Annotated in this window: 17 protein-coding genes; 6 read left to right on the top strand and 11 right to left on the bottom strand. The window is 67.4% G+C overall.

Translation table 11 applies throughout. The features are described 5' to 3' along the window. Window positions 1-118: 118 nt before the first annotated feature. From ACWKV7_RS15790 to ACWKV7_RS15775, 4 genes are all read right to left on the bottom strand, one after another. Window positions 119-1,411, bottom strand: coding sequence for a GGDEF domain-containing protein (locus ACWKV7_RS15790; protein WP_483858640.1), 1,293 nt, complete (start codon window positions 1,409-1,411; stop codon window positions 119-121). A gap of 223 nt (window positions 1,412-1,634) precedes the next feature. Beyond that, the gene (locus tag ACWKV7_RS15785) at window positions 1,635-3,440 is read right to left on the bottom strand and encodes a phenylacyl-CoA dehydrogenase (protein ID WP_483858639.1); all 1,806 of its coding nucleotides are present in this window, start codon (window positions 3,438-3,440) and stop codon (window positions 1,635-1,637) included. A 166-nt stretch (window positions 3,441-3,606) separates the two neighbouring features. Next, window positions 3,607-4,335, bottom strand: a complete 729-nt coding sequence (locus tag ACWKV7_RS15780) for a putative metalloprotease CJM1_0395 family protein (protein WP_483858638.1) — start codon at window positions 4,333-4,335, stop codon at window positions 3,607-3,609. Between the two features lie 47 nt (window positions 4,336-4,382). Further along, the gene (locus ACWKV7_RS15775) at window positions 4,383-4,682 is read right to left on the bottom strand and encodes a pyrroloquinoline quinone biosynthesis protein PqqE (RefSeq protein ID WP_483858637.1); all 300 of its coding nucleotides are present in this window, start codon (window positions 4,680-4,682) and stop codon (window positions 4,383-4,385) included. A 264-nt stretch (window positions 4,683-4,946) separates the two neighbouring features. On the opposite strand from ACWKV7_RS15775, the gene ACWKV7_RS15770 reads away from it, so the two are divergent. Further along, the gene (locus ACWKV7_RS15770) at window positions 4,947-5,357 is read left to right on the top strand and encodes a hypothetical protein (protein WP_483858636.1); all 411 of its coding nucleotides are present in this window, start codon (window positions 4,947-4,949) and stop codon (window positions 5,355-5,357) included. Between the two features lie 153 nt (window positions 5,358-5,510). Here the strand turns inward: ACWKV7_RS15770 and bioD are convergent, their stop codons facing one another. The 5 genes from bioD to bioB form a co-directional block, all read right to left on the bottom strand. Beyond that, window positions 5,511-6,188, bottom strand: coding sequence for a dethiobiotin synthase (gene bioD / locus ACWKV7_RS15765; protein ID WP_483858635.1), 678 nt, complete (start codon window positions 6,186-6,188; stop codon window positions 5,511-5,513). Beyond that, a complete protein-coding gene (gene bioC, locus ACWKV7_RS15760) occupies window positions 6,189-6,983 on the bottom strand; it encodes a malonyl-ACP O-methyltransferase BioC (protein ID WP_483858634.1) in 795 nt (264 codons plus the stop codon). Further along, window positions 6,976-7,710 carry an alpha/beta fold hydrolase gene (locus ACWKV7_RS15755; RefSeq protein ID WP_483858633.1) on the bottom strand — a complete coding sequence of 245 codons (735 nt, stop codon included), beginning with the start codon at window positions 7,708-7,710 and terminating at the stop codon, window positions 6,976-6,978. The genes bioC and ACWKV7_RS15755 overlap by 8 nt, the downstream gene beginning before the upstream one ends. After that, window positions 7,703-8,878, bottom strand: coding sequence for an 8-amino-7-oxononanoate synthase (gene bioF, locus ACWKV7_RS15750; protein ID WP_483858632.1), 1,176 nt, complete (start codon window positions 8,876-8,878; stop codon window positions 7,703-7,705). Before bioF ends, ACWKV7_RS15755 begins: the two co-directional genes overlap by 8 nt. Before the next feature lie 86 nt (window positions 8,879-8,964). Then, a complete protein-coding gene (gene bioB / locus ACWKV7_RS15745; protein WP_483858631.1) occupies window positions 8,965-10,023 on the bottom strand; it encodes a biotin synthase BioB in 1,059 nt (352 codons plus the stop codon). Between the two features lie 83 nt (window positions 10,024-10,106). On the opposite strand from bioB, the gene ACWKV7_RS15740 reads away from it, so the two are divergent. From ACWKV7_RS15740 to rarD, 4 genes are all read left to right on the top strand, one after another. Continuing rightward, window positions 10,107-10,844 carry a double zinc ribbon domain-containing protein gene (locus tag ACWKV7_RS15740; protein WP_483858630.1) on the top strand — a complete coding sequence of 246 codons (738 nt, stop codon included), beginning with the start codon at window positions 10,107-10,109 and terminating at the stop codon, window positions 10,842-10,844. Between the two features lie 55 nt (window positions 10,845-10,899). Further along, entirely contained in the window at window positions 10,900-11,664 is a 765-nt protein-coding gene (locus ACWKV7_RS15735; protein WP_483858629.1) for a TOBE domain-containing protein, read from the top strand. A 45-nt stretch (window positions 11,665-11,709) separates the two neighbouring features. Then, window positions 11,710-12,684, top strand: coding sequence for a serine/threonine protein kinase (locus tag ACWKV7_RS15730; protein ID WP_483858628.1), 975 nt, complete (start codon window positions 11,710-11,712; stop codon window positions 12,682-12,684). 300 nt (window positions 12,685-12,984) lie between these two features. After that, window positions 12,985-13,875, top strand: coding sequence for an EamA family transporter RarD (rarD, locus tag ACWKV7_RS15725; RefSeq protein WP_483858627.1), 891 nt, complete (start codon window positions 12,985-12,987; stop codon window positions 13,873-13,875). Window positions 13,876-14,187: 312 nt separating this feature from the next. Here the strand turns inward: rarD and ACWKV7_RS15720 are convergent, their stop codons facing one another. Beyond that, a complete protein-coding gene (locus ACWKV7_RS15720; protein WP_483858626.1) occupies window positions 14,188-14,706 on the bottom strand; it encodes a glycine cleavage system transcriptional repressor in 519 nt (172 codons plus the stop codon). Window positions 14,707-14,740: 34 nt separating this feature from the next. Next, window positions 14,741-15,193, bottom strand: coding sequence for a GNAT family N-acetyltransferase (locus ACWKV7_RS15715; protein ID WP_483858625.1), 453 nt, complete (start codon window positions 15,191-15,193; stop codon window positions 14,741-14,743). 176 nt (window positions 15,194-15,369) lie between these two features. Here ACWKV7_RS15715 and ACWKV7_RS15710 point away from each other — a divergent pair, with 176 nt between their 5' ends. Beyond that, window positions 15,370-17,547 (top strand): malate synthase G, encoded by a 2,178-nt coding sequence (locus ACWKV7_RS15710; RefSeq protein ID WP_483858624.1) that lies wholly within the window; start codon window positions 15,370-15,372, stop codon window positions 17,545-17,547. The last annotated feature ends 353 nt before the right edge of the window (window positions 17,548-17,900 follow it).

Raw genomic sequence — 17,900 nt, 5'->3', positions numbered from 1 at the left:
GCGGGGCAAAACGCCACGCTAGCGCCGCAGCGCTACCTGGACAATTACATTGCCGACGCTGAATGCGCCGCCATAAACGGCATAAGCGACAGATCTCTGTGGCGCGCAGGTGGAGCAGTCAGGATTCGGCGGCTGCGACCCGCACCGCACCGCGACGGGCCTGCCCGTGGGCGCGCACGCAGTTGCGCCCGGCGCTCTTGGCGCTATACAGCGCCTGGTCGGCGGCCTTGAGCACCTCTTCAACGGCGCGCTGCTCCGGCTGTCGCTCAGCCACGCCGAGGCTGATGGTCACCGCGACGCTGGCGGCCGCCGCGCCACCGCGCTTCGGCCGCCCCTGACGGCCGTTCTTCGGCCGACTGTCCTTGTCGCGCAACTGCAGGCGATAGTTCTCCACCGCCTGGCGCACCGCTTCCAGATGCGGCAGGCACTGTTCGACGGTTTTGCCGGGGAACACCAGGGTGAATTCCTCGCCACCATAGCGGTAGGCCCGACCGCCCCCGCCGATCTTTCGCAGGCGGCTGGCGACCAGGCGCAGGACCTGGTCGCCGACGTCGTGGCCGTGGGTATCGTTGAATTTCTTGAAGTGATCGACGTCTGCCATGGCGATCACATAGCTGCGGCCGAGACGCTGCAGGTGCTCGTTCAGCGCGCGCCGACCGGGCAGGCCGGTCAACTCGTCGCGGAAGGCCATCTGGTAGGCCTCGTGCACTACCGCGGCCACCAGCATCAGCATGACCTGGCTGATCATCGCGTTCAGCGCATACGGCTCGATGAAGATGTTCGGCAGCATCCAGAACAATCCGGACAGACCGACCAGCAGCGCGCCGTGCAGCGGCCTCGGGTGGCGTAGGTACTGGACCAGCAGCGCACCGAAAGCGATCAGGAAGGCCGGATAGGCCAACTGCACCAGGTTCATCCAGCCGGCATGCAACGCCGGCCAGTGCACCTCTGCCAGGAAGCCGAGCAGCGCCTGGGGAAAGCGCCGGGCCAGGGCCAGCGCCACGGCACAGGTCGCCAGCAGCACGGCGACGCGAGCGACCAGGTCCTGCAACAGGTGGCTGCGTTCCTGCCAGAGGCTATACAGGCCGTAGAGCAACGGCAATAGCAGACAGGTGAGGTGGAACACCAAGGCGGTCTCGCTGCCGGCATGACCGAGGGCGCGATAGCGGTCGACCTGATCGTCGAGCAAAAAATAAACGAGATAGACCAGCGCCAGCAGCACCAACTCGCGCTGGCGGCCGTAGAACGCACAGAAGGCACCGCCCAGCAGCAACAGCAGGGTCGGCAGGACATTGAACAGGGAGCTGAAGAACTCGCTGAGCGCCGGCTGCCTGGCAGCCACCAGGCCACACCCCAGCAGCACGGCTGCAGGCAGGAAATGGCTGACGCGGACAGCGGCAAGACGCGGCAAGGGACGGCTCCTGGCTGGCGGGCAGGCGACCAGCGACGCATGGCATTTTGCCTGTTAAGCGGGCCTCCGGCACAGCCGCAGATCGCAAATCCGGTCGGAGGTTGGGGCATCCCTCGCGCAGGCGCGGTTGCCACCCACCCGGCTCGTGTCATGCGGAAATAAAAAATGCCGCTTGCCAGGGGCAAGCGGCATTTCGACCTGCAGGGTCAGGCTATCCGACGGATCAGAAGCCCAGGGCGAAGTGCTCTTCGTCCATTTCCATCAGGTTGTCGGCGCCGGACAGCATGGCGTCGACGTGGGCGCGGGTGCGCGGCAGGATGCGGGCGAAGTAGAAGCGCGCGGTCTGCAGCTTGGCCTTGTAGAAGGCCTCTTCGCTGGTGCCGGCGGCAAGCTTCTCGGCAGCCAGACGCGCCATATCGGCCCAGAAGTAGGCCAGGCAGGCGTAACCGGAGTACATCAGGTAGTCCACCGAGGCGGCACCGACTTCTTCGCGGTCTTTCATCGCGGCCATGCCGATCTTCATGGTCAGTTCGCCCCACTCCTTGTTCAGCTTGGCCAGCGGCTCGACGAATTCCTTGACGGACGCGTTGCCTTCGTTGGCCTGGCAGAACTTGTGCACGATCTTGGTGAAGCCCTTGAGCGCCTCGCCCTGGGTCATCAGGACCTTGCGGCCCAGCAGGTCGAGGGCCTGAACGCCGGTGGTGCCTTCGTACATCATGGAGATGCGGCAGTCACGCAGGTTCTGCTCCATGCCCCACTCGCTGATGAAGCCGTGGCCGCCGTAGATCTGCATGCCGTGGGAGCTGGACTCGAAGCCGACTTCGGTCATGAAGGCCTTGGCGATCGGCGTGAGGAAGGCGAGCAGCGCGTCGGCGGCCTTCTTCTCTTCTTCGTTCTGGCTGTACTTGACGATGTCCACCTGCTTGGCGGTGAAGTACACCATCGCGCGGTTGCCCTCGGCGAAGGCCTTCATGGTCAGCAGCATGCGGCGCACGTCCGGATGCACGATGATCGGGTCGGCGGGCTTTTCGGGCGCCTTCGGACCGGTCAGGGAGCGCATCTGCAGACGCTCGCGGGCGTACTTGATGCCGCCCTGGAACGCCACTTCGGCGTGGGCCAGGCCTTGCAGCGCGGTACCCAGGCGAGCGGTGTTCATGAAGGTGAACATGCAGTTCAGGCCCTTGTTCGCCGGGCCGATCAGGAAGCCGGTGGCGCCGTCGAAGTTCATCACGCAGGTGGCGTTGCCGTGGATGCCCATCTTGTGCTCGATGGAGCCGCAGGTGACGGCATTGCGCTCGCCTACGCCGCCTTCGGCGTTGGGCAGGAACTTCGGCACGATGAACAGGGAAATGCCTTTGGTGCCGGCCGGTGCGTCGGGCAGGCGAGCCAGGACGATATGGACGATGTTGTCGGCCATGTCGTGCTCACCGGCGGAGATGAAGATCTTGGTGCCGGTGACTTTGTAGGAACCGTCGGCCTGGGGCTCGGCCTTGGTGCGCAGCATGCCCAGGTCGGTACCGCAGTGCGGCTCGGTCAGGCACATGGTGCCGGTCCACTCGCCGGAGACCAGCTTGGTCAGGTAGGTGTGCTTCTGCTCGTCGGTGCCGTGGGCGTCCAGGGTGTTCATCGCACCGTGGGACAGGCCGGGGTACATGCCCCAGGACCAGTTGGCGGAGCCGACCATCTCGCTGACGACCAGGCCGAGGGATTCCGGCAGGCCCTGGCCGCCGTGGTTGACGTCGTGGGCCAGGCTCGGCCAGCCGCCTTCGACGAACTGCTTGTAGGCTTCCTTGAAGCCAGTCGGAGTCTTCACCCCGGACTCGGACCAGGTGCAGCCCTCGGTATCACCCACACGGTTCAGCGGAGCAATCACCTGTTCACAGAACTTGGCGCCTTCCTCGAGAATGGCGTTGACCATGTCCGGAGTGGCATCTTGGCAAGCCGGCAGGCTCTGATAGTGCGCTTCGTAGCCGAGCAGTTCGTCGCGAACGAAGCGAATATCACGCAAGGGGGCCTTGTAGTCAGGCATAGCGAATAACCTCAGCTGTAGATTCCTAGAAAAGGTGACCGATATTCCGGTCGCTTCGGGACATTACTCCCAGCCGCCCGGCAGTCCACATGCGGCCCAGCGGTCAAACAGGCGTTTGAAACATACGTTTACGCCCAACCAATGTCAAGCACCTGCCCGCGCTCTTTCAGGCCTGCAGATCGACCTGCGGTTCGGCGGCCAGCAGGCCAGACAGGCTTTGGTAAATATCCAGCTTAGGCGCGTTGCCGACAGGCTGCCGTTTTTGCTGCGCGGCGTCTTCGTCCTCGGCTTCGCCGTCCTTTTCCTCTTGTTCCCGCGCGGCGCGAGCCTCGGCGGCCTCCTCGCGCTGCTGCGCCGCCAGTTCCGCACGCGCCTGGGCGGCCAGCGCCTGGGCCTGGGCGGCGACGCGCAGATCCTGGGCAGAAGGCTCGGCGGGCGCCAGGGCCGCGCGCTGGACGATTTCCATCTTTTGCAAGGTGGCGGCCGGGTCGTTGGGCACCGGGCTGAGGTCGATGGCCACTTCGCCCCCGACCGCGTAGGTCTTGCCGTCCGGACCGCGCTTGAAGTCGTAGGTCGGGGCACCGGCATATTCTCCGCCAACCGATGCGTGGGCCTGCTCATGGGCGCGCACCTCACGGTCGCGGTCACCGAGCTTGGCGATCTGCCGTTGCTCCTCGCGCAGTTGCTGCGCTTCGCGGACCTTGGCCGAGAGAGAGCCGCGCTCGACGCCGGCCTGCTCTTGCTCAGCGCCAACGGCTGGCGGGGTTTGGCCCGGCGGGGAGGCGGCGTTCGGTTCAGCCGGAGATGGATCAGCGGGACCGGCGGGTACGGTGCTGCGCACCGACGTAGGCGGCGACGAGTAGGAAGCGGTGGCTGCGGCGCTGGCGATCATCATCGAGCCCCTCCTAGCCGGGGCCGATCAACCCGAATCGATGACCGGCCTCAGGCGCGGGTATCGAGCAGGGTACCGAGCACCTCGTCGGCGGTCTTGACCACCTTGGCGCTGGCCTGGACTTCGTTCTGTCCGACCTGCAGCGCCACCAGGCTGGTAGCCAGATCGGCCTGCTCGGCTTGTTCGGCCTGGCGGCTCTGGCTGCTGGAATCGGCTGCGGACGACGGGGCGCTGGCTTCCGGCCGCGGGGCGCTGTTGCTGGCGATCTCGGCCGCCGCCTGATCGACCCGCCGCTGGCCGGACTGCATGCCGCTCAGTCCCGCGCTGAAGGCGCTTGCGGAGATTTCCATGGCTCGCTCCCTTAGAAAATGCGTAGTTAGCGTTCATTGAAGCAGGAAATGCTCAAAATTTGTACAAGCAAAACGCTATGCATCCGCCCCGGCTTATAGCCATCATCTAGCCAGGTGCCTGCACGGCGGCGCGTGGCGCCCGTCAGAGGGCTGTAACGCCCGCCTCGGCGCAGCCACCTTCAGGGTATCCACAGATTCGGAAGCCCGCCGTGAAGTTCACCACCGCCCCACTCCTTTCCAACCGCCGCGACGCACAACAGGCCAATGCCCACGGCTTCGAACGGGCCGCCTCGCAGCCTGGTGCTCGGCAACGGCTTGCGCAGCGGCGGTTTCGGCGGCCAGCTGCAAGCGATCCTCGGCGGGGCGGCCCTGGTGATGAAGGCGACTCAGGATCTGCGGCGCTTCAAGCAAGTCATGGAAACCGGCGAGCCCCGCCAATCGCCTGGCGAGCCAGCCCCGGCCCTGCGCCGACACGGCGCCAGCCAGATCCACTCCAGCGGCGGGCTGCACGGTCTCGGTGCTGAGCGTCTATGGCGGGATGCCGAACAAGCTCCCGATCGGCGCCATCGGCTCACCCTGCGCTCGGGGCGGCAGCCGGGGCAGCGCTATGGTCGAGCGGGTGTTCAGTCCAGGCGGGCGAACTCGATCCGTCCTACCTGCGCACCCGCCCGATGAGCCTCGCGCAAACGCCGGCAGGCTACGCACCGTTCAAGCACAAATCGGAGCATGGCCCGCGAGCGCTTTTCAGCCTTGAACCGGGCCTAGGCTTGTGCAATGGGGAGAAGAAGCCCGGTAGCCCCCCGACGGTGGGCTTCGGAACTTAGTTACCTACAGCCGGGACAGGTCGAGGCAGGCGGCGACGGCAGAGGGTGTCGCCTGCAGCAGGCGCGGCACGCGGCCCAGGCACGGGGCAGGCAGGCGCTCGGCCAGGGTGGCGAGATTTTCGTCCAGGCGCGAGGTATTGGGGTCGACGATGTTGGCGACCCAGCCGGCCAGTTCCAGTCCGTCGCGGGCGATGGCTTCGGCGGTGAGCACCGCGTGGTTGATGCAACCCAGGCGCACGCCGACCACCAGGATCACCGGCAACCCCAACGCCACCGGCAGGTCGGACAGCGTCTGCATGCCGGCCAGCGGCACGCGCCAGCCGCCCGCGCCCTCCACCAAGGTGAAATCGGCACCCTTGGCCAGAATCCGTCGTACCGGCTCGATCAGCACCTCGGCCGTGAGCACCGCACCGGCTTCCCGGGCCGCCAGGTGCGGAGCGATGGCCGGGGCGAAGGCCAGCGGGTTCACCTCGTCGTAGTCGAGCGCCAGGCTGCACTCACCCAGCAACGCCAGGGCGTCCTCGTTGCGCAAGCCTTCGGCGGTCCGTTCGCAGCCGGACGCCACCGGTTTGGCCGCCGCGGTGGACAGCCCGGCGCGCCGGGCCGCATGCAACAGACCGGCGGCAATGGTGGTCTTGCCGATCTCGGTATCGGTACCGGTGACAAAGAATGCCTTGGCCATTCACGTCTCCTTGCGCAATACGCCGTAGACCACCTGATAGGTGGCGGGCAGGCCCTGGGGCTGGCGGAACCGCTCGTAGGCGGCGAGCAGGGCGAGCATTCGCGCCCGACCGGTCAGGCCACCGGGGCGTCCGGGGTTGAGATTGTGCGCCCCGAGCGCCTTCAATTCGTGGGTCAGGTGGCGCAGGTCGGGGTAATGCAACACCTGCGGTCGGCTTTCCAGGCTCAGCGTCGCCAGGCCGCTGGCGGCGGTCAGCGCCTGGTAGTCCTCGAAGCGCCGGAAGCGATTGACGTGCACGAAGCCGTCCACCGCCTGCCAGCTGTCGCGTAGCTCCCGCAGGGTGCCGACACACAGGCTGGAGAAGGCAAACACGCCGCCCGGGCGCAGCACCCGCCGCGCTTCGCCCAACACCGCGGCGAAGTCCCCACACCACTGCACGGCCAGGCTGGAGAACAACAGATCGAAGGCGTGCTCGCGCAGCGGCAGGCACTCCGCATCACCGGCGACGAAGCGCTGGGCGCCGCCCAGGGGCCGGGCGTGGCGCAGCATGCCTTCGGCGATGTCCAGGGCCAGGCCTTCGCCCCCGGGAAAGCGCACGCCGAGCGCGCGGGAAAAGTGCCCGGTGCCGCAGCCCAGGTCCAGCCAGCGCGCGACCGTCGCGTCGCTCGGCAGACGGCCCAACAGCTCGGCGCCGACCGCGCGCTGCAGGGCGGCAACACCGTCGTAACTCTCGGCGGCGCGGGAGAAGGAGGCGGCCACCTGGCGCTTGTCGGGCAGACGGCTCATGTCATTCATTGGCGGCCTCGTTGAGAAAAGCGCGTATGGCCTTGGCAACTTCATGGGGGCGCTCCAGCGGCAGGGCGTGGCTGGCCGATTCGAAGCGCCCCACGCGCAGGTTCGCCGACCACTCGCACAGCGCCTCGGCCGCCGCGAACGGAACCAGGGCATCGGCCGCAGCGAACAGGTGCAACTGGGGACCGGCGTAGGCCTGCAACGCGGCGCGGGTGTCCAGCGCGGCCAGCAGGTCGAGACTGGCCAGCAGCGCCTCGGCCGACACCGGCGGCGCGCCCATCACCAGTTGTCGGGCCAGCTGGCGCGGCGCCACGGCGCCCTGGGTACACAGCAGCACGAAACGCTTCAGCGTCAGTTCGGCATTGGCGGCGCAATCGGCACGAAAGGCGTCGAAGGTCTGCTCGGGCATGGCCCGCGGCCAATCGGAACGGGCGGTGAAACAGGCGTTGCTGGCCAGGGTCAGCAGGCCGGGGCAGCGCGCGCCGCGCCGTGCCGCCAGCTCGGTGGCGAGCATGCCGCCGAGGGACCAGCCACCCAGCCAGCAGTCCGCCGGCAGGCTCGCGTCCAGCCGGTCGAGCCAGGTGCGAGGCTCGCTTGAAGCGAGCGCCGGCAGCTCGGCCAGATGCACCTGCAGCTGTTCGCCGCGCCCGCGCAACAGGGCGGCCAGCGGCTCGAGGGGCGCGCAGCCCAGCCCCCAGCCGGGCAGCAGCACCAGTTGCCGGTCAGCCATCGGCCTGCTCCGTCAGCAATGGCCAACACTCGGCCAGCGACTCCAGCAGGCGCTGCACCTGCGCCTCGCTGTGGGCGGCGGACAGGGTGACCCGCAGCCGCGCCCCGCCGGCCGGCACGGTCGGCGGACGGATCGCGGTGACCAGCAGGCCACGCTCGCGCAACAGCTGCGACAGGCGCAGGGCCCGGGCGCTATCGCCGACCAGGATCGGCTGGATCGGCGTCGGGCTGTCCATCAGCTCCAGGCCGATCTCGGCGGCGCCCTGGCGGAACCGGGCGATCAGTCGGGCCAGGTGTTCGCGACGCCAGTGTTCCGTGCGCAGCAACTCCAGGCTCTTCAGCGTGGCGCAGGCCAGGGCCGGCGGCTGGCTGGTGGTGTAGATATAGGGCCGGGCGAACTGCACCAGGGTCTCGATCAGCTCCTCGCCGCCGGCGACGAAGGCACCCGCGGTGCCGAAGGCCTTGCCCAGGGTGCCGACCAGTACCTGCACATCATCCTGGCCCAGGCCGAAGTGCTCGACGATGCCGCCGCCCGTAGCGCCCAGCGGGCCGAAGCCATGGGCGTCGTCGACCATGACCCAGGCACCCTTGGCCTTCGCCGCCTCACAGATGGCCGGCAGGTCGGCAAGATCGCCGTCCATGCTGAACACGCCGTCGGTCACCACCAGGGTATTGCCGCCGGCTTTTTCCAGACGGCTGGCGAGGCTGGTCGCGTCGTTGTGCAGGTAGCGGGAGAAACGGGCGCCGCAGAGCAGCCCGGAATCGAGCAGCGAGGCATGGTTGAGGCGGTCCTCCAGCACCGTATCGCCCAGCCCCACCAAGGCGGTGACCGCGCCGAGGTTGGCCATGTAGCCCGTCGAGAACAGCAGCGCCCGCGGGCGCCCGGTGAATTCGGCGAGGGCTTCTTCCAGCGCATGGTGCGGGCCGCTGTGGCCGACCACCAGGTGCGAGGCCCCGCCGCCGACGCCCCAGCGCTCGGCACCCTGCTGCCAGGCGCGGATCACCTCGGGGTGGTTGGCCAGGCCCAGGTAGTCGTTGGAGCAGAAGGCCAGCAGCGGCTGCCCGTCGACCACCACCTCGGGGCCCTGCGGGCTGTCGAGCAGGGGCCGCTGGCGAAACAGGTGGGCCGCGCGGCGTTCGGCGAGGCGGGATTGCAGATCGAAAGGCACGGCATGGCTCCAAGCGGAAAGCCACCCGTAGGGGCGAATTCATTCGCCTGGGGCTCTCCTTTGGCGATTACTTCGCCCCTACGGGTTCAGGCGGAAGCGGCGTTGTAGAACAGCTCGCCGTTCTTCTGCTCGGCCAGCGCCTGCTCGATGGCGGCCTGGTGCACTTCGTCGGCATGCTCCTCGCGCTCTTCCGGCTTGATGCCGAGGCGGGCGAACAACTGCATGTCCTTGTCCGCCTGCGGGTTGGCGGTGGTCAGCAGCTTCTCGCCGTAGAAGATCGAGTTGGCACCGGCCATGAAGGCCAGGGCCTGCATCTGCTCGTTCATCTGCTCGCGGCCGGCGGACAGGCGCACGTGGGACTTCGGCATCATGATGCGCGCCACCGCCAGGGTACGGATGAAGTCGAACGGATCGACATCCTTCTCCTGCTCCAGCGGCGTGCCCTTGACCTTGACCAGCATGTTGATCGGCACCGACTCCGGATGCTCCGGCAGGTTGGCCAGCTGGATCAGCAGGCCGGCGCGGTCGTCCAGCGATTCGCCCATGCCGAGGATGCCGCCGGAGCAGATCTTCATGCCGGCTTCGCGCACGTAGGCCAGGGTCTGCAGACGCTCGCTGTAGGTGCGGGTGGTGATGATGTTGCCGTAGAACTCCGGCGAGGTATCGAGGTTGTGGTTGTAGTAATCGAGGCCCGCCTCGGCCAGGGCGCGGGTCTGCTCCTGGTCGAGCCGGCCGAGGGTCATGCAGGTCTCCAGGCCCATGGCCTTGACCCCTTCGACCATCTTCAGCACATAGGGCATGTCCTTGGCGGACGGATGCTTCCACGCCGCGCCCATGCAGAAGCGGGTGGAACCGATGGCCTTGGCCTCGGCGGCGGCCTGCAGGACCTTCTCCACCTCCATCAGCTTCTCTTTCTCCAGCCCGGTGTTGTAGTGGCCGGACTGCGGGCAGTACTTGCAGTCTTCCGGGCAGGCGCCGGTCTTGATCGACAGCAGGGTCGAGACCTGCACGCGGTTCGGGTCGAAGTGCGCGCGGTGCACCGTCTGCGCCTGGAACAGCAGGTCGTTGAAGGGCTGTTCGAACAGGGCTTTGACTTCGGCCAGGGACCAGTCGTGACGCAAGGCGGGAGAAGAAGTGGCGCTCATTGGAGTTCCTTGTTAATGGCTTGCCGGCGAGCTGATAGAGTCGGCGGCACAACACGGATGTTCGGCATAGTTAGGGAAGCCTCATGCGCTGTCAACCAGAACGCCAAAGGCAGGTTTACATCTGGACAAAAAACAACCAGACCTGCCTGCTCTGCGACGAAACCACCGACACCGCACTGCCGCTGTGCGGCGCCTGCGAGGCCGAGCTGCCCTGGCTCGGCGGGCATTGCGAGGTGTGCGCCCTGCCGTTGCCGGCCAGCGGCCTGGTCTGCGGGCAGTGCCTGAAGCACCCGCCGGCCTTCAGCCGGGTGGAGGCGCCATGGCGCTATGGGTTTCCCATCGACAGCCTGGTGACGCGCTTCAAGCATCAGGCCAGATGGCCCTTGGGACGTCTGCTGGCGGGTCTGCTGTCACACCATCTGCACTTCGCTTTCGCCGAAGGCCTGCCGCGCCCCGACGCCCTGCTGCCGGTGCCCTTGGCAAGTCGGCGGCAGCGAACGCGCGGTTTCAACCAGGCGGCGATGCTCGCCCGCTGGCTGAGCGAAAGCCTGCAGCTGCCGTTGCAGGAACAGTGGCTGCGCCGCGTCCTCGACACACCCGCCCAGCAGGGCCTGAGCGCCGCGGAGCGCAAGCGCAACCTGCGCCACGCCTTTGCCCTGGCTCCCGAGGCCGTGGTCGCTGGCCGGCACCTGGCATTGGTGGACGACGTGCTGACCACCGGCGCCACCGCCGAGACCCTGGCGCGACTGCTCTGCAAGGCCGGCGCCGCGCGGGTCGACATCTACTGCCTGGCGCGCACGCCCCGTCCCGGCGAGGCTTGACGCGCCGATCGCCAGCCCGCATGTTGCCGCGCTACCAGCCCGCACGACGTCGCCCATGAGCTTGCCGACCCGCCTCGCCCAACACATTGCCCGCCGCCCGCAGCGCATCGCCCTGCTCGCGCAGATCGCCGAGCAGGGCTCGATCACCCGCGCCGCCAAGGCTGCCGGGCTGAGCTACAAGGCCGCCTGGGATGCCATCGACGAGCTGAACAACCTCGCCGAGCAGCCGCTGGTGGAGCGCAGCGTCGGTGGGCGCGGCGGCGGCGGCGCTCGACTGACCGCCGCCGGCCAGCGCCTGCTGGCGCTGTACCGGCGTCTGGAAGCCCTGCAGGCGCACCTGCTGGAGAGCGCCGACAGCGAGCAGGACCTGGAGCTGCTCGGCCGCCTGATGCTGCGCACCAGCGCGCGCAACCAACTGCACGGCCGGGTGCTCGACATCGTGGCCGCCGGGCTCAACGACCTGATCGAGATCGAGCTGCCCGGCGGTGCCCGCCTGCGCGCGCAGATCACCCGCGACAGCACGGAAAAGCTGGAGCTGCAGAACGGCAGCCCGGTGATCGCCCTGTTCAAGGCAGGCTGGCTGGACTTGCAGCCGCTGATGGCGCCGGTCGATCCGGCACGCAACCGCCTGGAAGGCTGGATCGAGCGCATTCTCCCGGCCACCGGCGGCCCCAGCGAAGTCCGCATCGCACTGCCCGGCGGCCAGACCCTCTGTGCGCTGGTGGAGGCCGAACACCTGCGCGGCATCGCCCTGGGCGAGGGCGACCCGGTCTGCGCCAGCTTTTCGCCCAGCCAGGTGTTGCTCGGCACACCGCTCTGAGGCCACGGCGAGTAGACTGTGCGCCCTGCCCACCCGGAGCCGCCCATGTCCCATCCCTTCGCTGCACTGACCCCCGACCTGGTGCTGGATGCCGTGGAGAGCCTCGGTTACCTCAGCGACGCCCGCGTGCTGGCGCTCAACAGCTACGAAAACCGTGTCTATCAGGTGGGCATCGAGGACGAAACGCCGCTGATCGCCAAGTTCTACCGCCCCCACCGCTGGAGCGACGCGGCAATCCGCGAGGAACATGCCTTCAGCCTGGAGCTGGCCGAGCACGAAGTACCGGTGGTGCCGCCGCTGGTACGCGACGGCGAAACCCTGTTCGAGCATGCCGGCTTTCGCTTTGCCCTGTTTCCCCGGCGCGGCGGGCGTGCGCCGGAGCCGGGTAACCTCGACCAGCTCTACCGCCTCGGCCAGTTGCTCGGTCGCCTGCATGCGGTGGCGGCGACCCGGCCGTTCGAACACCGCGAACACCTGGGCGTGGACAACTACGGCCACGCCTCGTTGGCGACCCTGCTCGACGGTGGCTTCGTCCCGCGCAGCCTGTTGCCGGCCTACGAGTCGGTGGCACGCGACCTGCTCCAGCGGCTGGACGCGCTGTTCGACCGGGTGCGCTACACCGCCATTCGGCTGCATGGCGACTGCCACCCCGGCAACCTGCTGTGCCGCGACGACACCTTCCACATGGTCGACCTCGACGACTGCCGAATGGGGCCGGCCGTGCAGGACCTGTGGATGATGCTGGCCGGCGAACGCCATGAGCGCCTTGGCCAGATCGCCGAGCTGATCGACGGCTACCAGGAGTTCCACGACTTCGACCCTCGCGAGCTGGCGCTGATCGAAGGCCTGCGCGCCCTGCGCCTGATGCACTACAGCGCCTGGCTGGCGCGGCGCTGGGACGACCCGGCGTTCCCGCAGAGCTTTCCGTGGTTCGGTACCGAGCGCTACTGGGGCGAACAGATTCTGATCCTGCGCGAACAGACGGCGGCCATGGACGAAGAACCGTTGCGGCTGTTCTGACGCGCAATGGCGCCGTGAGGTTCGGCAGAGGCAGACACCTTGCGGGAGCGCTGCGTGCTTCTTGTTGGGCTTCGCTGCGCTCAACGCCAACCTACGATCCTGCCGCAAGGATTTCCCGTAGGTTGGGCGGGAGCGCGTAGCCTGCGGAGCCCAACGGTATCTCCCCCCGGCAGCTGTAAACAGTTTCTGACAGTCATTGCGTTTCGCCGGCGCGGAACCAACCTGAACGCTCGGACAAACTCCCGCGCCGCTCATTAGAATGCGGAACATTTTGTTAGCTGCCTAACCAAGGATTTTCCGATGGCCACCGCCAACCCACGTCGCGGTTACCTGCTCGGCCTGACCGCCTACACCATCTGGGGGCTGTTTCCGCTTTACTTCAAGGCCATCGAACAGGTGCCGGCCCTGGAGATCGTCGTGCACCGCGCGCTCTGGTCGGCGCTGGCCGGTGCCTTGCTGCTGATGGTGTGGAAACATCCGGGCTGGTGGCGCGAGCTGCGCGAGAATCCCCGCCGCATCGCGGTGCTAGGCGCCAGCGGCGGGCTGATCGCGGTGAACTGGCTGACCTATGTCTGGGCAGTGAACAACGAGCGCATGCTCGAAGCCAGCCTCGGCTACTACATCAACCCGCTGGTTAACGTGCTGCTGGGCCTGCTGCTGCTTGGCGAGCGCCTGCGCCGCCTGCAATGGTGCGCCGTGGGTCTGGCGGCGCTGGGCGTGGCGCAGCAGGTGTGGCTGGTGGGTAGCGTGCCGTGGATTTCCCTGGTGCTGGCCCTGTCGTTCGGCTTCTACGGCCTGATCCGCAAGCAGGCACCGGTGGCCGCGCTGCCGGGGCTGGTGGTGGAGACCTGGCTGCTGCTGCCGCTGGCCATCGGCTGGCTGCTGCTCAGCCCGACGGCGCAGAGCACCCAGGCGGCCTTCTGGAGTAGCGGCACAGCGTTCTGGCTGGCCGCCGCCGGGCCGATCACGCTGGTGCCGCTGGTCTGCTTCAACGCCGCCGCACGCCATCTGCCCTACGCCACCCTGGGTTTCCTGCAGTACCTGGCGCCGACGCTGGTGCTGCTGCTGGCGGTCATGGTGTTCGGCGAGAAGCTCGACAGCGGGCGGTTGCTGGCGTTCGTCTGCATCTGGGCCGGCCTGGCGGTGTTCAGCTTCGATGCCTGGTGGAACCTGCGGCGCAAACCCTACTGAGACGAGCGAGCATCTGTAGGGGCGAATCTTATTCGCCCCTACAGCCTAATCTCCACCTGGCGAAAAACTGCACGATCCGCTGAAGACCACGCGCGACGCGGCACACAGCCGGGCATCCCCGGCTTATCCACAGTTCCATCCACGGGCTTTGTGCACAAGCTATTGAAATAGCTCGTTTTTTACTCAAGGCAAGCAAAGCCCCGGCGGCCGTGACGGCGGGCCGGGGCTCCCCAGGTTATCCACAGCCTTAACCCCAGCGGCTGGGGATTACGCCCCGCGTCCGCCCGGATCAGCCCTTGCCTTGACGGTCGCTCAGTCCTCGCTGCGCAGGTTCAGCTCGACCATCAGGTCGTCTGCCAGGGTCTCCAGATGGTTCTGCAAGGCCTCCAGCGCCAGTCCCGCAGGCACCGACAACAGCGCCTCGGCGTGGAACAGCAGTTCGCTGCTCATCGGTGCCGGCGCCACCTCCGTGGTCAGGCTTTCCACATTGACCCCGTGCTCGGTGAGCAGGCGGGTGATATCGCGCACGATACCCGGCCGGTCGTTGCCCACCAGATCCAGCAGGATCGGCTTCGCGCTGAGTGCCGGCTCGGCACCGCCGGGTGCCAGCAGCACGCGGATACCCTGGGAACCGAGCGCCTGCAGCGCCTCCACCAGCCCGGCATGGGACTCGGCCGGCACCGCCACCCGCAGGATTCCGGCGAACTGCCCGGCCATGCGCGACATGCGGCTTTCCAGCCAGTTGCCGCCATGCTCGGCGATGCACTTGGCGATGCGCTCGACCAGCCCCGGCTGGTCCTGGGCGATGACGGTAAGAACCAGATGATCCATGCTCGATGTTCCTCTTCTCGTTCGACAGATGCGGCTAGGCCTGCTTGAGCGCCAGCCAGTAGGTCAGGAACACCTGGTCGCGCACGTAGCCCAGCCGCTCGTAAAGCGCCTGTCCGGCCAGATTGGTCCTTGCCGTCTCCAGTTGCAAGCCGCAGGCGCCGGTCGCCTCGGCATGGGCGCGGGCGGCGTTCATCAGGGCCGCGCCGAGGCCCTGGCGGCGAGCCGCCGGGTCGACGTAGAGATCGCTGAGCAGCCAGGCCGGTTCCAGCATCAGGGACGAGAAAAAGGGATAGAGCTGGACGAAGCCCTGCGCATTGCCGGCGGCATCGCGGGCCAGGAAGATCGTCGAGTCGGCGCGCGCCAGGCGCGCGGCGAGAAAGGTGCGGATCGCCGCCGCGGGTTTCGGGGTCTCATAGAAGGCGAGGTAGCCGGCGAACAGCCGGGTCAGCTCTTCCAGATCGGCGGGGGTCGCGGTTTGTACCGGCATCATCGGCTCCGTGGAGGGAAAATCGCAGTGTAGCCGTGACCGCGAGTCGCTTGTCGGTCGCGGAGCGACGCCCGACCCCTGATTTTTCCCGCAGCATCCTGTAGTATGCGCCCGCTCGAACTACATGGCCGGCCGGCCGGGGTTCCGAGCTGGTCCGAAGCAGAGTGAGGCAAGTGATGACTGAGCGCGTTCAAGTCGGTGGCCTGCAGGTCGCCAAAGTCCTGTTCGACTTCGTGAACAACGAAGCCATTCCCGGTACCGGCGTCACCGCCGAGCAGTTCTGGACCGGCGCCGAAGCGGTCATCAATGACCTGGCACCGAAAAACCGCGCCCTGCTGGCCAAGCGCGACGAGATCCAGGCCAAGATCGATGCCTGGCACCAGGCCCGTGCCGGCCAGGCCCACGATGCCGTCGCCTACAAGGCCTTCCTCCAGGAGATCGGCTACCTGCTTCCGGAACCGGCCGACTTCCAGGCCACTACCCAGAATGTCGACGAAGAGATCGCCCGCATGGCCGGCCCGCAGCTGGTGGTGCCGGTGATGAACGCGCGCTTCGCCCTGAATGCCGCCAACGCCCGTTGGGGCTCGCTGTACGATGCCCTCTACGGCACCGACGCGATCAGCGAGGAGAACGGCGCGGAGAAGGGCAAGGGCTACAACAAGGTACGCGGCGACAAGGTCATCGCCTACGCCCGCGCCTTCCTCGACGAAGCCGCGCCGCTGGCCGCCGACTCCCACGTCAATGCCACCCGCTATCACGTCGAAGACGGCACCCTGCTGGTCGAACTCAAGGACGGCACCACCACCGGCCTGAAGGACGCTGCCCAGCTGATCGGCTTCCAGGGCGATGCCCACGCGCCGATCGCCGTGCTGCTCAAGCACAACGGCCTGCACTTCGAGATCCAGATCGACGCCAGCAGCCCCATCGGCCAGACCGACGCCGCCGGCGTGAAGGACGTGCTGATGGAGTCCGCGCTGACCACCATCATGGACTGCGAAGACTCCGTGGCCGCCGTCGATGCCAACGACAAGGTGGTGGTGTACCGCAACTGGCTGGGCCTGATGAAGGGCGACCTCGCCGAGCAAGTCGCCAAGGGCGGCCAGACCTTCACCCGTACCATGAATCCGGACCGCGTCTACACCAAGGCCGACGGCAGTGAACTGACCCTGCATGGCCGTTCCCTGCTGTTCGTGCGCAACGTCGGCCACCTGATGACCATCGACGCCATCGTCGACCAGCAGGGCTACGAAGTGCCGGAAGGCATCATGGACGGCCTGGTCACCAGCCTGATCGCCCTGCACAACCTCAAGGGCAACACCAGCCGCAAGAATACCCGCACCGGCTCGGTGTACATCGTCAAGCCGAAGATGCACGGCCCGGAAGAAGTCGCCTTCACCACCGAACTGTTCGGCCGCGTCGAAGACGTGCTGGGCATGGCGCGCAACACCCTCAAGGTCGGCATCATGGACGAGGAGCGCCGCACCACCGTCAACCTCAAGGCGTGCATCAAGGCCGCCAGCGAGCGCGTGGTGTTCATCAACACCGGCTTCCTCGACCGCACCGGCGACGAGATACACACCTCCATGGAAGCCGGCGCCATGGTGCGCAAGGCGGCGATGAAGAGCGAGAAGTGGATCGCCGCCTACGAGAACTGGAACGTCGATATCGGCCTGGCCACCAGCCTGCAGGGTCGCGCGCAGATCGGCAAGGGCATGTGGGCCATGCCCGACCTGATGGCCGCCATGGTCGAGCAGAAGATCATGCACCCGCTGGCCGGCGCCAACACTGCCTGGGTCCCCTCGCCGACCGCCGCCACCCTGCACGCCCTGCACTACCACAAGGTCGACGTGTTCGCCCGCCAGGCCGAGCTGGCCAAGCGCGAGCGTGCCTCGCTGGACGACATCCTGAGCATCCCGCTGGCGCCGAACACCAACTGGTCGGCCGAGGAAATCCAGAACGAGCTGGACAACAACGCCCAGGGCATCCTCGGCTACGTGGTGCGCTGGATCGACCAGGGCGTGGGCTGCTCCAAGGTGCCGGACATCAACGACGTCGGCCTGATGGAAGACCGCGCCACCCTGCGCATCTCCAGCCAGCTGCTGGCCAACTGGTTGCGCCACGGCATCGTCACCGAGGCGCAGATCGTCGAGAGCCTCAAGCGCATGGCACCGGTGGTGGACCGGCAGAACGCCAACGATCCGCTGTACCGCCCGCTGGCGCCGAACTTCGACGACAACATCGCCTTCCAGGCCGCCCTGGAACTGGTGGTCGAAGGCACCAAGCAGCCGAACGGCTACACCGAGCCGGTGCTGCACCGTCGTCGCCGCGAGTTCAAGGCCAAGAACGGCCTCTGACCGCCAAGCGCCACCCAGAGAAACCGCCCCCCGGGGCGGTTTTTCGTTTCCGCCCGCCTGTCGGCCAGCCGGCCCGCCGAACTCAAGAGCGGGTGGCAGCAGCCGATGCTGTTCTACGATTAGACACAGGTTGTTGCTGCCAGGCAGTCAGGCACGGGCAACCCGACAGGACTCGGACGCTTCGCCAACAGGACCCGCCTCGACCACCCAGCACCCGGCACTCGGCTCGCCGACCCAGGCTGCCCTGCCCCACGCGACACCACCAACCCGCGACCCTCCACTCAGGAATGGGCAACTCAGCGAACGGCTGCGCCCTGACATGCACAGGATCACTTTGCTCTGTCATGAGGCCG

The sequence above is a fragment of the Zestomonas ipomoeae genome (assembly GCF_057128665.1).
The sequence above is the reverse complement of the archived record's forward strand: the minus strand, read 5'-3'. Positions and strand labels throughout refer to the sequence as shown.